General features: G+C 43.9%; 17 protein-coding genes, 2 tRNA genes and 1 pseudogene. 4 read left to right on the top strand and 16 right to left on the bottom strand.

The window, feature by feature from the left end:
• Positions 1-188: 188 nt before the first annotated feature.
• The 5 genes from AC2JF7_RS06315 to AC2JF7_RS06295 form a co-directional block, all read right to left on the bottom strand.
• Entirely contained in the window at positions 189-422 is a 234-nt protein-coding gene (locus tag AC2JF7_RS06315; RefSeq protein WP_500727839.1) for a cytochrome b5 domain-containing protein, read from the bottom strand.
• A gap of 97 nt (positions 423-519) precedes the next feature.
• Entirely contained in the window at positions 520-1386 is an 867-nt protein-coding gene (locus tag AC2JF7_RS06310; RefSeq protein ID WP_500727838.1) for a lysophospholipid acyltransferase family protein, read from the bottom strand.
• Complete coding sequence (locus AC2JF7_RS06305) at positions 1383-2330, bottom strand: glycosyltransferase family 8 protein (RefSeq protein WP_500727837.1); 948 nt, start codon at positions 2328-2330, stop codon at positions 1383-1385. Before AC2JF7_RS06305 ends, AC2JF7_RS06310 begins: the two co-directional genes overlap by 4 nt.
• Positions 2331-2351: 21 nt before the next feature.
• Positions 2352-3191, bottom strand: a complete 840-nt coding sequence (locus tag AC2JF7_RS06300) for a glycosyltransferase (protein ID WP_500727836.1) — start codon at positions 3189-3191, stop codon at positions 2352-2354.
• A 10-nt stretch (positions 3192-3201) separates the two neighbouring features.
• A complete protein-coding gene (locus tag AC2JF7_RS06295) occupies positions 3202-3966 on the bottom strand; it encodes a lysophospholipid acyltransferase family protein (protein WP_500727835.1) in 765 nt (254 codons plus the stop codon).
• A 255-nt stretch (positions 3967-4221) separates the two neighbouring features.
• Here AC2JF7_RS06295 and deoC point away from each other — a divergent pair, with 255 nt between their 5' ends.
• Both deoC and AC2JF7_RS06285 read left to right on the top strand, forming a co-directional pair.
• On the top strand, positions 4222-4929 hold the full coding sequence (gene deoC, locus AC2JF7_RS06290) for a deoxyribose-phosphate aldolase (protein ID WP_500727834.1): 708 nt from the start codon (positions 4222-4224) through the stop codon (positions 4927-4929).
• 24 nt (positions 4930-4953) lie between these two features.
• The gene (locus AC2JF7_RS06285) at positions 4954-5673 is read left to right on the top strand and encodes a GntR family transcriptional regulator (protein ID WP_500727833.1); all 720 of its coding nucleotides are present in this window, start codon (positions 4954-4956) and stop codon (positions 5671-5673) included.
• 99 nt (positions 5674-5772) lie between these two features.
• Here the strand turns inward: AC2JF7_RS06285 and AC2JF7_RS06280 are convergent, their stop codons facing one another.
• The 10 genes and pseudogenes from AC2JF7_RS06280 to AC2JF7_RS06235 form a co-directional block, all read right to left on the bottom strand.
• Positions 5773-6528 (bottom strand): DUF4097 family beta strand repeat-containing protein, encoded by a 756-nt coding sequence (locus AC2JF7_RS06280; RefSeq protein WP_500727832.1) that lies wholly within the window; start codon positions 6526-6528, stop codon positions 5773-5775.
• Between the two features lie 189 nt (positions 6529-6717).
• Positions 6718-7272, bottom strand: coding sequence for a hypothetical protein (locus AC2JF7_RS06275; protein WP_500727831.1), 555 nt, complete (start codon positions 7270-7272; stop codon positions 6718-6720).
• A complete protein-coding gene (locus AC2JF7_RS06270; protein WP_500727830.1) occupies positions 7272-8201 on the bottom strand; it encodes a hypothetical protein in 930 nt (309 codons plus the stop codon). Before AC2JF7_RS06270 ends, AC2JF7_RS06275 begins: the two co-directional genes overlap by 1 nt.
• Positions 8202-8203: 2 nt before the next feature.
• Positions 8204-8974, bottom strand: a pseudogene (locus tag AC2JF7_RS06265) (ATP-binding cassette domain-containing protein); the annotation flags it as partial.
• A 156-nt stretch (positions 8975-9130) separates the two neighbouring features.
• Positions 9131-9577, bottom strand: a complete 447-nt coding sequence (locus AC2JF7_RS06260) for a DUF4097 family beta strand repeat-containing protein (RefSeq protein ID WP_500727829.1) — start codon at positions 9575-9577, stop codon at positions 9131-9133.
• Positions 9514-9909 carry a hypothetical protein gene (locus tag AC2JF7_RS06255; RefSeq protein WP_500727828.1) on the bottom strand — a complete coding sequence of 132 codons (396 nt, stop codon included), beginning with the start codon at positions 9907-9909 and terminating at the stop codon, positions 9514-9516. Before AC2JF7_RS06255 ends, AC2JF7_RS06260 begins: the two co-directional genes overlap by 64 nt.
• Positions 9910-9926: 17 nt before the next feature.
• Complete coding sequence (locus AC2JF7_RS06250; protein WP_500727827.1) at positions 9927-10802, bottom strand: DUF4097 family beta strand repeat-containing protein; 876 nt, start codon at positions 10800-10802, stop codon at positions 9927-9929.
• Complete coding sequence (locus AC2JF7_RS06245; protein ID WP_500727826.1) at positions 10799-11443, bottom strand: DUF1700 domain-containing protein; 645 nt, start codon at positions 11441-11443, stop codon at positions 10799-10801. Before AC2JF7_RS06245 ends, AC2JF7_RS06250 begins: the two co-directional genes overlap by 4 nt.
• On the bottom strand, positions 11427-11750 hold the full coding sequence (locus AC2JF7_RS06240; RefSeq protein WP_500727825.1) for a PadR family transcriptional regulator: 324 nt from the start codon (positions 11748-11750) through the stop codon (positions 11427-11429). The genes AC2JF7_RS06245 and AC2JF7_RS06240 overlap by 17 nt, the downstream gene beginning before the upstream one ends.
• Positions 11751-12012: 262 nt before the next feature.
• Positions 12013-12085 (bottom strand) — tRNA-Lys (locus AC2JF7_RS06235).
• 396 nt (positions 12086-12481) lie between these two features.
• Between AC2JF7_RS06235 and AC2JF7_RS06230 the strand changes: the two genes are divergently transcribed.
• Complete coding sequence (locus tag AC2JF7_RS06230; RefSeq protein WP_500727824.1) at positions 12482-12844, top strand: TIGR02328 family protein; 363 nt, start codon at positions 12482-12484, stop codon at positions 12842-12844.
• An 88-nt stretch (positions 12845-12932) separates the two neighbouring features.
• Here the strand turns inward: AC2JF7_RS06230 and AC2JF7_RS06225 are convergent.
• Positions 12933-13005 (bottom strand) — tRNA-Lys (locus AC2JF7_RS06225).
• Between the two features lie 140 nt (positions 13006-13145).
• Between AC2JF7_RS06225 and yycF the strand changes: the two genes are divergently transcribed.
• A complete protein-coding gene (gene yycF / locus AC2JF7_RS06220) occupies positions 13146-13862 on the top strand; it encodes a response regulator YycF (RefSeq protein ID WP_500727823.1) in 717 nt (238 codons plus the stop codon).
• The last annotated feature ends 2 nt before the right edge of the window (positions 13863-13864 follow it).

The raw sequence follows: 13864 nt of genomic DNA, 5'->3' as shown, positions 1-13864 counted from the left end.
GAGGAATGGTGCAATAACCTGCCCCGCAAGATCTTAGCCTACCACACACCCGATGAATTATATGAAAGAAGATTAGATTGCATCTATCAGATCAAGTAGGGTGTTCAACTTAAAATTGCAATTTTCGGTTTTAAAATAACAAAAAAAGACATACAAACGTATGCCTTTTTTTATGGTAAAAATGGTAATTAGCCTTCGTAAGTACCGACCTTGTCAAGTCTGTCCAAAACGCTCTTGCCGTGAGGTGATTGGTTAATTAAAGCAGTCATGTCGCTACCAGCAACAGCGCCACCAAAGTGTTGGCCGTTGTTCCAGTATGAGTTGCCGCTTACATCATAAACATCGCCGTCAATTGCGACATAAGCAGGTCTACCATCTTTACCATCATATTTTGCTAAAGATTCTTTTGTGAATTTTTCCATTAGAATACATTCCCTTCTTACAATAGATTAAAAATCATAATCCAACATCCAGAATAGTCGAAAAGAAAAGTCAAGTCAACATATTTGTTTTCCTATTTTAGTAGTCAATTCGCCAGCCAGCAATGTCCCAAGCAGTAAAATCGTAGTCTAGTTTGCGCCGATAAGCTTGCTCATATGAGGCAGCTTTTTGTTGGTAATCTTGCACCATCATGCGCTTAGAATTTTCCTTGACACTAAGCTGAGGATCCGGCCAAATCAGGGGCAAAACATGCACCACATAGCGCGTTTGATAGAAGTCTGGGTGACCATGTTCAAGCTTATTGGTTGGTTGAATTTCAATGAACGTAGAAATAATTGGCACATTCTGTTTGGCTGCAAAGTAATAAGCTCCCCGCTGCGGCTTGCGTGGTTTGCGATAGTTCCACCACATCTCTTCTTCGGGAAAGATAAGCACCCAATTGTTCCCGTCCAGTGCATCGTGCAAGTGTTGTGGAAATTCATGGCCAATGTAGCTGGGGCTTTGCACAAGGGGAATAGTGCCGACATAATTCATTATGTAGCGTAAAATACCCGGAAGTTTTAAATTGGTATCTTCAATCGTGATTGATAGTCGGCGGTGCGTCTTGCGTGCTAGGCGCTTGATGGGTAGTGAATCAAACTGGTTGAAGTGGTTGGCCGTGATGATGGCCCCCTCATGCGGCAGAGCGCGCAAGTTTTCAAGTCCTTCAAATTTACATCCTCTTGTGAAAAAGTAGGCGAGCAAGTTGAATAGGAGGTGCCCGATATGGTTGTTTAGCCAGCCCAGCGCGGTGCTTTGGGCATGCCAAAAGTCATCGACCAATTTTTTGCGCTCGCTTAAAGACAAGCTAGGGTCACCAATTTCCACCTTGGCATTCCAACTGCCACAAGCGACAGCTTCCTTGATATTTTTAATTACTTGCTTACGGTTAGCGCCAATAATCATAAACTAACAGATCCTTGCCTTTTTACTTGGACCCAATTATTAGGATCATTGACCGTCTTATCAGCCTTGGCTAGCATTCGGTCAAGTTTGGTCCGATCTTCTGCACGCTCTTTGTCAGTATAGCTGGCTAATTCTGCCTGTAATTCACGATAAAAGCTTGTTTCCTTGGCACTGGACCAGAAATATTGCTCATACTGGATACCAGCAAAATGCCAGGGCTTAAAGAAAAGGTTGTAGTGGATCAAGCTGGGCGAAGCTAGTGGCTGGGTATGGTCGTTGGGCATAGCATCCCACTTAGGATCCAAGTACAAGATACGACCAGCACAAATTTCGTTCAGGTAGTCCTGGTCGGGAGCAATACAATCAAAGTGGTAGTGGTTAAGAAGGTCCATAAAATGATCAATAAAACCCTCTTCCCGAAAAGCCTTGCAGTTTAAGACTAACATGCCTGAGTTAATGTACTTGCTTGGGTCAAGCGCAAGGACGTCTTTGATATATGCAATCATCTTGGCCACATATTGAATTGATGAATCAGTGCAGGCCGCGAAAAGGTGCTCGCCTAGTGTAGTGTCATAAAGTTTACCAAGGTCATCGTTGACAATGGTGTCGCTGTCAATATAAATGGCCTTGTCATACTGGGGAAACAAGTCGGGGATGAATAGGCGGTAAAAGATTGACATGGTAAAAAAATCACCGCGGAGGTAGTTTTCCTGGCGGTTTTGAATGGGTGCAACAATTTCATCGTTGATAGTAAAAAATTCAACATGGACATTGTCTGCACCAAGTTTGTGTAAGTCCTGCTGGTGCTTGACCGATAGATCTTGACTTAAAAAGTAAACGGTATAGTCTCTACTAGGATTTGCGTGTTTTACTAAAGAATTGAGCGAAACGGCTGCGTATTTAGTAAAGTCGTCACTGATAGCATAAAAAATAGGAATAGTCATAAATATTTCTCCAAATAAAAATTAATTTTGAGCCAAATTGTCTTTTAAGTCAAGGTAGCAGGATAGCAGTTCATCGTACTCGTGCAAGTTAAGCACCTCATGTACCCGCTTAACTTCCCAAGGCTTGACTGTTTGGGTATGGAAAATTGGCCAAAAGCGAAAACTAGTAGTAAAGTGCTGGATGACAGTGTCGGGCTGCAGTTTATACTGTTCGTTATAGCGCCGCGGGGCAATCTTTTTCTTCCTGGCAAAGTGGTTAAGTGCGGATTGGTCAGGCATAAAGACCGTTTTGGTTTGAAGCAAGCGACGAATGCGGGCAAACAGGGCAGTATTGCGAATTTCGGGCAGGTTAAGCAATAAAACGCCAGAATTAACATAATCGAATACCTTGTGCTCGTGCATATTATGGAAAAAGAAACGCCCCCAGTAGTCTAAAACGCCAACGAATTCTGTGTCTGTCAAGTCTTGCTGGAAAAACTGCGTGAGGCTGCGGCGAACAATGACGTCAGCGTCGAGGTAAAGGATTCGGTCGGGAAGCTGTGGGATCTCATCGGTAAAGAGTCTGAGCATGGCATAAGGCGTAAAGTGGGTGCTCATATTGGCCAAAAGAGGTTGTCTGACAAATAGGCCGGTGCAATCTAACAGCTTTAATGTGCTTTGCGGATTCTGCTCCTGCAAGAGCTTTCTGAGGTAGTCGGCTGCATGTTTAGAAAAGGGGTTGAACTTTTTACGTTCGCTTTGCGTATACATTGTCAGGATATAAATATGAAGCACTTCGGCGTCACTATTTTTCAACAACGAAAGAAGGGCGATCATGATGCCATTTTCAGCATTATGATCCCCACAAAATAGAATATTCATGTAGAACTCCTTAAAGCAGTTTTTGATAATTATAGTATTGGTAAGTGCTCAAGAGCGCCCGCTCTTGCATTGCCGCGTAAATTTGGTTATGCAGCTTGGATTGAGCCTGCTTTTTGCCCAAGTGAGCATCGGGGTAAAAGGGCCCATCCAAGTAAACCGTTATCCGCGGGCGGTGGCCCCACGTTGGCTTAGAATAAGTCGTAGTCATGGCAAAGCTAGGGGCATGAAGCGCCACGGGGAAGTGCATACTGGTTTCAGGAAAGGGTCTGATCTTGGTGTAATAGGGCCAGACATGGGCTTCTGGATAGATGACGACGACCTTTTGGGCCTTAATCACGTGCGTCACGGCCCTGATTAATTGACCAGCTTGCTTGTGGTTGTAGCCCACTGGCAGGCCAAAACTGGGCAGTATCAGCTTACCCAAAATTGGGATGCCCCAGTTGGACTGATTGCCGATTGCATAGTAGTCTTGGGCGCGAACAAGGCTAAGCGGCAGAACCACGTCGCCAAAGGTTTGCGTGTGGTTGCCGTAGATAAAGTAACCCTGCCCGCTTAGCGCCTGTAATTTTGCTTTTCCTACTATCCTAATGTGTTTAAGCCAATGGACATAAACTAAGCTGACTAAGCGGCTGCTTGATCGGATGAATCTAGACCAGATCTTGCTTATACTGGTGACGGGGAAGATCCGGTAGTCATCTGGCAAGTGGTAATTTTGGCCGGGGCTTGTCACTAAGTCATCAGTCAAGCGGCGATAATGTAGTGTACGTTTATGCATGAAACCCTTCTTTCCAAAAACGTTATTCGGTAATTTTATCATGAATCGCATAGGATTAAAAAAGTATTCCTTGCGCAAATTGCAGTTAAGCCGTAAAGATTCTTACTAAGATGGGTGAGTGCTTAATATATTTGTCTTTACTTTTATCTAATGGTGAGGACGTTTCTTTACTGCGTTAGCCCAAAAATACTAATTGACGGCTAATTTTAAAATAGCTAAAATTAATTATGTATTAACAAAAGGAGAAACAGAGAGATGAAATATACCATTGATGATTTTGCCCGCTTAATTGATCATACCAACCTGCATGCAGATGCCATCCAAGCAGATATGGAAAAATTGTGCGCGGAAGCGAAGAAATACCACTTTAAAATGGTGGCAATTAACCAAGTACAAGCTTCATTTTGTGCTGACCAGTTAATGGGCACGGATATCGATACGGGAGCTGCTATCAGCTTTCCACTGGGACAAACATCGATTGCCGCTAAACTTGCTGAAACCAAGGACGCGCTTCAAAATGGCGCAAATGAAATAGACTATGTGGTCAATCTTACCCAGGTACGGGCACACAATTGGGACTATGTTGAGGCAGAAATGAGGCAAATGGTTGAACTTTGTCACGCACACCAGGTGCCTTGCAAAGTGATCTTTGAAAACTGCTATCTGACTAAGGATGAAATTAGGCAGTTGGCACTAGTAGCCAAAAAGGTCAAGCCAGACTTTATTAAGACATCAACTGGTTTTGGCACCTCAGGGGCTAAAATAGAAGACGTTAAATTAATGAAGGAAACAGTTGGGGCTAACGTGAAGGTGAAGGCTGCTGGCGGTATCAGAAATACGGACGATTTTTTGGCAATGATTGCTGCTGGTGCTGAGCGTATTGGTACCAGTGCAGGCGTTAAAATTATTAAGTCACTTGAAAAGCGCATTGCAGAAGATAAGATAACAGCACTTGAAGTTTAGATTAATAGAAGCTGGAGAATTAATGTGACAGAAAAAGATGCACCCAAGTACCAAATAATTGCTAATGATCTTTTGCATAAAATTCAAACTGGAACCTATCCGCAGGACGCGCTTATTCCGCCTGAACTAGAGCTAGCCAGTCATTATCAGGTAAGCAGGCCGACTGTCCGCCAAGCTATTTCTATCTTGGTCAACCAGGGTTATTTAGAGCGCCGGCGTAAGCGCGGCACGCGTGTGAAAAAGACCAAGATCGAGCAGGAATTCACCCACTTAATTGAAAGCTATAGCAAGGAAATGAGCGCCAAGGGTATCTATCCCAAGACTAACTTGCTGTATTTTGGCGAAGAAAAAGCTAGCGATGAGGTCAGCCAAAATTTGGGCTTGGAAGAGGGTGCTATTGTTTTTAAGCTGGTTCGGCTGCGCTATGCTAATGACCAGCCCATCGTTTTAGTTACGACTTATGTGCCCAAGGACCGGGTGCCAGAACTGACCAATTATGATTTTGCGCAAGAATCGCTTTACGCCATACTGGAAAAATACCAACTAAGAGTTACCCATGTAATTAGGAAACTGGAAGTAACGGAGGCTAGTGAAACGGCAGCCGACCTGCTCAATATTGTAGTGCATAAGCCTATTTTTTATTTCCACACTCAAGGGTTGACCACAGACGACCAGCCAATTGAATATTCCATTGCCCAATACCGCGGCGACCTCAACTCCTTTGTGATTGACGTCCGGCGGTAGATTACTCCGCCCCTTAAAGATGAAAACCCTGTTTTTGATCAGGCATCCACCCTAATTGGGATGCTCGCATGTCATAAGCAGGGCTTTTTTTCTGAATTATTACTTGATTTTGATGGAACCAACTTCTGCCTTGGCGGTTAATCTGCTTGCTTTTTCAAAGTTCTTGCTGAAGTGGTGTCCAACCCGTTTACCATGGTAAGAGATTGTGCCAATCGTAGCGGCCAGGTCGTAGCCGATATCTGGTGAACTGGTTACAGACAGCGAACCGCTCTCCAGGATAATGTGACTATTCTTGCGCAGCTTGCTGGTGTCGATCTTAGCGGATCCGGCCTTGATTTGCGCATCAAAGCTCAGGGTGCATCGGTTAATCTTCAGGCTGCCGGCTTCAAGGATGAGGCGGGCTTGCTGACTAACCTCAATGTTCGTTAAAACGGCCGAGCCTGCAGACAGCTTCAGGGCTAATTCATCCATGTTGAGCTGACTTATATTGATGCTGCCGGCTGCATTGGTGGCGTCAACACGGCCAAGTTTGGTATCTGCAGGTACCGTAATGATAATGCGGGGGAACTGACCCAGTGAAGTAGCGATTAAATGGTGCCCTTTTTCCTGAACCACCAGCGTTGAGCCCTCAACTTTAACTGTAACGTAGTCCTTGTACTTACCGGTGACCGTGACGTGGTAGTCAGCACCCGCGTGCAGTTGAACGCTGAAAGTTGCCGTGTCCAGGTCAATATCAGTAAATGGTGCTAGGTTGATCTGGTAAGGGTGTGGATCTGTCAAATGGGCACTGTCGTTATTAACAACATTTGCACCCTCTTTGCTGGAATTTAAAAGTGCTTTGAAAATGTTTCTCATGATTGATTTACCGCCTTTCAATTAGTTGCTCTTATTAAACCTTAATTTTTTTATAAATACTAGCTCATTGTCGTAAGCGGTTGATTTAGGTGGCTAAGCGGTCGATTCACCTGCACATCTGTTACAGCAGTTGAATTTGTCAGCGCACCCTTAAGCGAAAGCGGGGTTTAATCTTTTAAGTAAATTCTTTTAAGGACTAGTAAAATCAGTGCCATTCCGCAATAAAACCAGCCTGCTACTGAATTGTTGTCGGTTAATGGCAATAGGTTGGTCAGCCCATTTAAATAAACAAAGCAAAATATTAATACAAAGAAAATGAAGGGGCGGCTGCTCTTGCTCAGCAATCCTAAAAGTTGAGCCAGCGCGCATATAAAGAAGCTGAAGGGGGACTAGCATTAACGCATTGCTGCTGGATGTAGTCATTACAGGAAGCAGCAATAGTAACGTAAACAGCAAGCCGCTAAGGTATTCAAAGCGCTGTTGCTTACGTGGCCCAGTTGGGATCGTCTTTAGCCAGCTTAAAAAACCAGATTTCGCAGACTGGGAGCCCAAGTTACCGAGCAGGGGCATTTCGGCCAAGATGAGTAGGGGCATAACGATTTGCTGAACTAGGGAAGTAGAGCTAAACCAGGCCGTCAGCCACAAAAGCACCAGCAGGGCCTTGTTGTATTTGGGCAGCGGGCGCCATAATTGCAAGAAGGGCGCTAATAGCAAGGAAATACCGGACGCTTTGTCACTGACCATTAGCTTCTCGTTATTTGTCTTTTTCCTGGGTTCAAGGTAGTCAACCGCTTATTTTTGTTTCTGGGAACAGGTGCCAAGCTGCTCCAGAGTTTGTGCGGTGCAAAAAGCAGGCCGGCTAGGGCCAGCAGCAACAGGCTCAGCAGCAGTTGAAGGACCAGCACCAACGCGTCTTGCCGGGTGAAACTAATGGCGTGAAAGATTAGTTCCTTGCTGCCGGTTTGCTTAACGGCGCCGCCGCTTAACAGCATTGTTTGGCGCAAGGGGTGTCCCGTGGCCCGAATACTGGAATCTTCAATATGGCTACTGCCGGACGGGTTAATTAGCTTGAGAAGCAATGAGTCATAGTTTGTTGCACTGATGCCATAACATAATAATGAAAAGAAGCTGAAGACTATGATGCCCAGGTTGCCGTTTAATCCAGGCACAGCGCCCATAAACAGCGATAAAGCCGAAACAAGCAGCACACAGGGCAATAAGGTCAAAAAGGGCGGGATGAATTGGTTCCAGTTTATGTGATAGCCCGGAAACTGGAAAATCGTTATAGAGCAGGCGCCCAAGACGACGACGCTCCATAGCAGCAGTAACAAGCAATTGGAGAGGAATTTGCCCATAATATATTTGATCTTGGAAAATTCAACCGAATCCATCAAGACCGCGACGTCACTCTGCTGTTCAATGCTATCTGCACTCCGCAGAAACAAGTAGCTTATTATCGGTAAACATAATCCTAAAACCAGCGCCACACTCACGGGAACCCACGTGGGATTGCTTGCTTGCAAATACGTGCTCGGATCAAGAACAAAAACCTTAAGCGGTCCAGTGGTTCGCGGATAGCTCAGCACTGCCGCTATTAAAACCAAAATAGTTAGGCTCCAGTAGGAAAAGCGGCGACTGTTTTCTAGGAAAGTGGCCTTAACGATTCTGCCCATCTTTACTCACCGCTTTCCAAAATGGCTAGACTAGCATCTTCTAAACGGGGCGTGACGCTCACGGCGTGGGGATTCGGTGCGACTGTGGAGACAACCCGAACATGCAATCCATCGATTGCTTGCGTTATTGAACTGACTCCCTCCAGGTTCTGTGGCAGCTGTTCAGGTGGCAAAACATATTCCCAAACAGAATTTTTGACCGTCTGAAGCAAAGTGGCGGGCGTGCCCTTGTATAATAATTGTCCCGACTTCAAGACGATCAACCTCGTAGCCACGGCCTCAATATCTGAAATGATATGCGTAGATAAGATAACGATGTGGTCGACGGCTAATTCGGATAAGACGTTGCGAATTGTCGCCCGCTCTAGCGGATCTAGTCCGGCTGTAGGTTCATCGACAATAATCACTTGGGGATCACCAAGCAAGGTGGCTGCTATTCCCACCCTTTGCCGCATGCCACCAGAAAAGTCTGCTAATCTTTTTTTACCAATATTTGTAAGGTGAAATTTTGTCAACAAACTAACAATCTGCTTTTGGCTTTTTTTGCTAGATATACCCTTTATTGCGGCAATGTACTGGAGATATTCAACAGCAGACAGGTGGGCATAATATGGAACGTGCTGCGGTAGATAACCCAACGAAGAGCGCATTGCCTGGGGATGTTCGAGAATATTTCCCCCCCATTTAGGTATATTTTTCCTTTCTGCGGCGTTAAAAGCGTTGAGATTATCCGTAACAGGGTTGATTTGCCCGCGCCGTTTGGACCGATTAATCCGATTATTCCTCCGGGGGTTAAGTCCAAACTGATGTTATTTAAAACACATTTATTGCCATAGCACAAAGACACGTCTTCCAATTTTATTTCCATAATTTTTTCCTTAATTAAGCTAATATGAGTAATGCAATTAAAAGGATTGTTTAGAAATCCTTTAGTTAACCTTGATAGATCCGACTGCTGCCTTGGCGGTCAGCGTGTTTTGAGCTTTTGGCCTGTAGCTGAATTGGCGTCCGCGATTTCGTCCGTGGTAGGAAATCGTGCCCACTGTGGTTGCTAGGTTGTAGCCGTTTAGCAGGGTATTGGTCATACTTAGAGAACCTGCTGCCAAGTTGATGCTACTTGCACCGTGTAGCCGGCTATGAGTAATCTTGGTGGAACCGGCCTTGACAACAGCTACGAGCTGCAAGCCACTGTCAATAATTTTTAAGCTGCCTGCTCCTAGTGTTGCTTTAGCTTTATTGGTTATAGTCACGTCGTTTAGGTCGGCTGATCCGGCTTCCAAGTCTAGATGCAGCCTCTTTAGGCAAACGTGGTTTAGTGCCGCGCTACCAGCTGTGGCTTTAATCGTTGCCTGCTTAAGGCTTGCACTTCGTGGCACAGTGACCGTGACGACGGGATCGTAGTTGAAGAAGAAGTGCCCAGAATGGTGCTTAGCTTCACTTCACGGATTACGAGTTCATGGTTTTTGACTTTAACTGTAATTTCTTCCTTGTATTTGCCGGCAACAGAAGCATGATAATTAGCGCCGGTGCGCACATTGACACCATAGGCGGCGGTATCTGAGTCAATCTGGGTAAACGGAGTTAATTTTACCTGCCGGGCATTAGGATCAGTTTCGCTAGTCCAGAAGTGCATTGCAACAGTACCTAGCCCCAAAAGCACAAGACCAACAGATAGAGTGATTAAGCCAATTTTGACTGGTTTTTTCATGGTTAAGCTCCTTTTTGCTAGCTAATAGAAATGTTGCCGTCATCGCAAGTGACCTTCAGTTGCAGAGTGCCTCTGGTCTTTTTGCTGTAGCTTTTATCATAATCATGACCTTGAACAGTTAATTTATTGTCAGAGTTAGCGGCTAAGTCATAACTGAGCTTTTGCGAATTATCCATGGCAAAATCGCCATCATCCAGTTTAAATGAACTATTTCCCAAGAGTCGAGAATTGCTGATAGTAGTATCGCCGTCTGCTAGATTAGCTGCTAACTTAAATTTGCTGTTCCTGATTGCAACATCACCGTCCTCTACCGTTAGTGTCCCAGTAGATAAGGTAGAATCACTAATTTTGATGTCACCATCATTTAAGTCCAACCTAGCTTCTTTAGCGACAATGCCGCTTAAATTGGCATCACCGTCGCTTAACTGTAAGTCGATCTGATCAATTTTTAGATCCTTTAATTCCAGGTCGCCTTCTGCGCAACTCCCTGTAATTTTCTTTAGTGCATTTTTGTCAGGTACGGTGACATTGATGCGAGAATTGAGATAATGCCAATTGATGCCAGAAAAGGAGTGCTGGTTAGTATCGGTAATGGTTAATTGCTGATCTGTCGATGAAACTTTGATTGTTTTGGCATTGGGACCACTGACCACGACCTGGTAGCGGCTACCAGAATGAATATGAATATTTGGCATAAATAGGTCTAGGTTGATCTGTTTGAACTTGTTTACTTTGTAGCTACGAGTTACTGACTTGTGCTTAAGCGTGTGCCATGGGCTATAGCCGTTGTCTGCGCCAACAGGCTGGTTTCCATTGTTTAAAAGTCCAACTGCCAATAAAACAATACCAATAATTAAAATTACTCCACTGACTTTACTTGCTTTTTTCATCATTTATTCTCCGTGTGTTTTCTATAACTAGTTTTGTAGTAGTTATTTTTAAATATTTTCTTGCCCAGGTACTGAATAAAGCATGTACACTCAACAATTAACCAGCGTACAAATTTGACAATGAAGGGTGCCAAAAAGAGGGCGGCACTGAGTGCGATTAGGGCTGCACCAATATAGAAGCAGCCAATAGCCCAATTACTGGTAAATAGGAAGGAAATCGACTTGATCAGAGTAAAGCCACCGCCGACAAACAGGCCCAAGACCAAGCCTGTGAGGCTAATGAATAAGCCTAGGCAAACGGCTAAGAGGGCAATGACACCGGCTAATATTGCAATTATTACGGGAATGCCAATTGGTGCTGCACAGATACCCAGTAGGATATACCAGATGGACTTAAGATTTGATTTTGACGCCTTGCGACTAGGAGCTTGCTGAGGGTCTTCCGTACTTGAATAATCGGCAAGAATTTTGTGGGCCAATTGCTTGGGACTACCCAATTCTTGCTCAATCGTAGACCGCCTGACAAAATTGCCGTCTAGCAGAAACTCCTGGTAAAATTCGACAACGTCTTGACGGTCTGCCGCAGGCAGGTCAGCCAAGTTTCTTTTTAGTTCAAAGATATAGTCATCAATTGTTTTGTTCATTGTTCTCTCCTAGTATCTGGTCTATATTCTTACTAAATTGCTGCCACTCGTCCCGAATTGTCCTTAATAGTGCAATGCCGTCATCAGTTATGTGGTAGTAGCGCCGGTTACGCCCCTGGTAAGGCTCGTCATAAGTAACTAAATAACCTTGCTTTTTTAAGCGACGCAAAACCGGGTAGATAGTCGATTCCGAAATATCGAAAATTGACTGGACACTCTGGGTCAGCGCATAGCCATACAAGTCGTCCTTCTTGAGGAAGGCTAAGACTGCACCGTCTAGCAAACGCGTTGGAATTTGTATTGCCATACTTCAGCTCCTTTAATATTATATGTTATATAGTATTGTAGCTAGGTAGAGTATAATTTGCAAGCAGGAATTCTGCTTAAAGCAAAAAAGGAGTTGAAAATTGTAAGTGCCCGCTCAAGAATAATGACTTAAATGAATTAGTAGCGCAGATACTTGCTGACATTGTTCAAACGGTCTGAAACGATTCTAGCTCTTACACCAGGTGATGAATAAAAAAACAACAAAAAAGCACCGCCTTCTTGCAGTGCTTTTTTATGTATAGTGGGTGGCCAGGGGTTCGAACCCTGGACCCACGGATTAAGAGTCCGTTGCTCTGCCAGCTGAGCTAGCCACCCGTGTTCCTATTGACAGTTAAATATGATAGCAATTATTTTGCCATTTGGCAAGACCTTTTAGCCCAAAAATTGGTATGTCCAAGACTTTAAAATTATTTTTCTTGGTAGTTTTCTTGGTAGTTAACGAAGTCTTCTGATTTTCTCTTCCGTCGATTAGGTTATAGCCATAGATAAATTCTTCTTTGAAAACGTACTTATTGCCAAAATTTACTCGGTCTGTTCGAATTGCACCAAATTAGTAAAATCAAAGTGGGCCATAAACGTATCTTTAATCTTTAAAAAGTAAATCAAAAGCAAATATAATGAATTGGTAAATTATAAAAAGATGTTATAATATTTTGCCCAATAATCAATTAAGAGAATAAAAGCAATTCGATTAGAAAGGAGATCCAATTAATGAGACTTTGGCACCAGGCATTAATTATGAAATTACCACGGCAGCAATTATTAGGACAACACCGCGAAGTTGCAGCTTTGCGTGGAAATGGGTGGGGACGGCCGCATTCTACAGTTAATTACGTGTTTACTCATTCACCCTACAAGCTTTACCAGTTTCACTTGCTCGTATTGAAGGAAATGCAGGCTCGTGGTTATCGCCCAGATAATAAGTGGTTTGACCCTCTTTACCGTGGGTCAAAGTGTACAGCGTATAAAAAATTACCATCTTGCTTGCTAACTAACCCAATTTATCTTGAACATAATGAAGCCTACTTAAAAGACTGTCTATATAACTTGGCGCAAAAAGGAATTTATTTGTGAAAGTATAGTGATGTAAAGCGATAGTATGAACGCTTTCGCAACATATACAAAAAACAGCAGCCTTGTAGACTGCTGTTTCAAGCTATGATGGGTGGCCAGGGGTTCGAACCCTGGACCCACGGATTAAGAGTCCGTTGCTCTGCCAGCTGAGCTAGCCACCCATATGTATCGCTGTATAACCAACGAAGACTATTATGCTATTATTTCGGCTGAATTGCAAGCTTTTTTATTAAGTTTTCGTGACTTTTTTGGCTAAAAAGCCAAAAACCAGTATAATGGAAACCGAAGGGGTGAGCTTTCGATGTCAAAGAAAATTCTTGTTGTCGATGACGAAAAACCAATTTCGGATATCATTAAATTTAATCTGACTAAGGAAGGCTTCGACGTCGACACTGCCTACGATGGAGACGAAGCAATCAAGAAAGTCGATGATTATAACCCAGACTTGATGATTTTAGACCTAATGTTGCCCAAAAAAGACGGCCTAGAAGTTGCGCGTGAAGTAAGGCAGACGCACGACATGCCGATCATTATGGTGACCGCTAAGGATACTGAAATTGACAAGGTGCTGGGTTTGGAAATGGGTGCAGATGACTATGTTACCAAGCCCTTTTCCAACCGTGAATTGGTTGCCCGCGTTAAGGCTAATTTACGTCGCCGCAGCATTACCAAAAAGGTTGAAAGCACCAATGAAGATGCTGCAACTAAAAATATTAAGATTGGCAACTTGGTAATCATGCCCAACGCTTATATTGTTGAAAAAGAAGGCAAAAAGATTGAGCTGACTCACCGTGAGTTTGAATTGCTTTATTATTTGGCCCAGCATATGGACCAGGTAATGACTAGAGAACATCTGCTCCAAACAGTTTGGGGTTATGATTACTTTGGTGATGTTCGGACCGTTGACGTGACGGTTCACCGTCTGCGCGAAAAAATTGAGGACAACCCAATTTTGCCGCAAATTTTGGTGACCCGGCGCGGTGTCGGCTATTACGTCAAACAGCCTACTGAAGACTAATA

The organism is Lactobacillus sp. XV31L (assembly GCF_059900865.1).
Note: the sequence above shows the minus strand (reverse complement) of the source record. Positions and strands in the feature narration are given on the sequence as shown.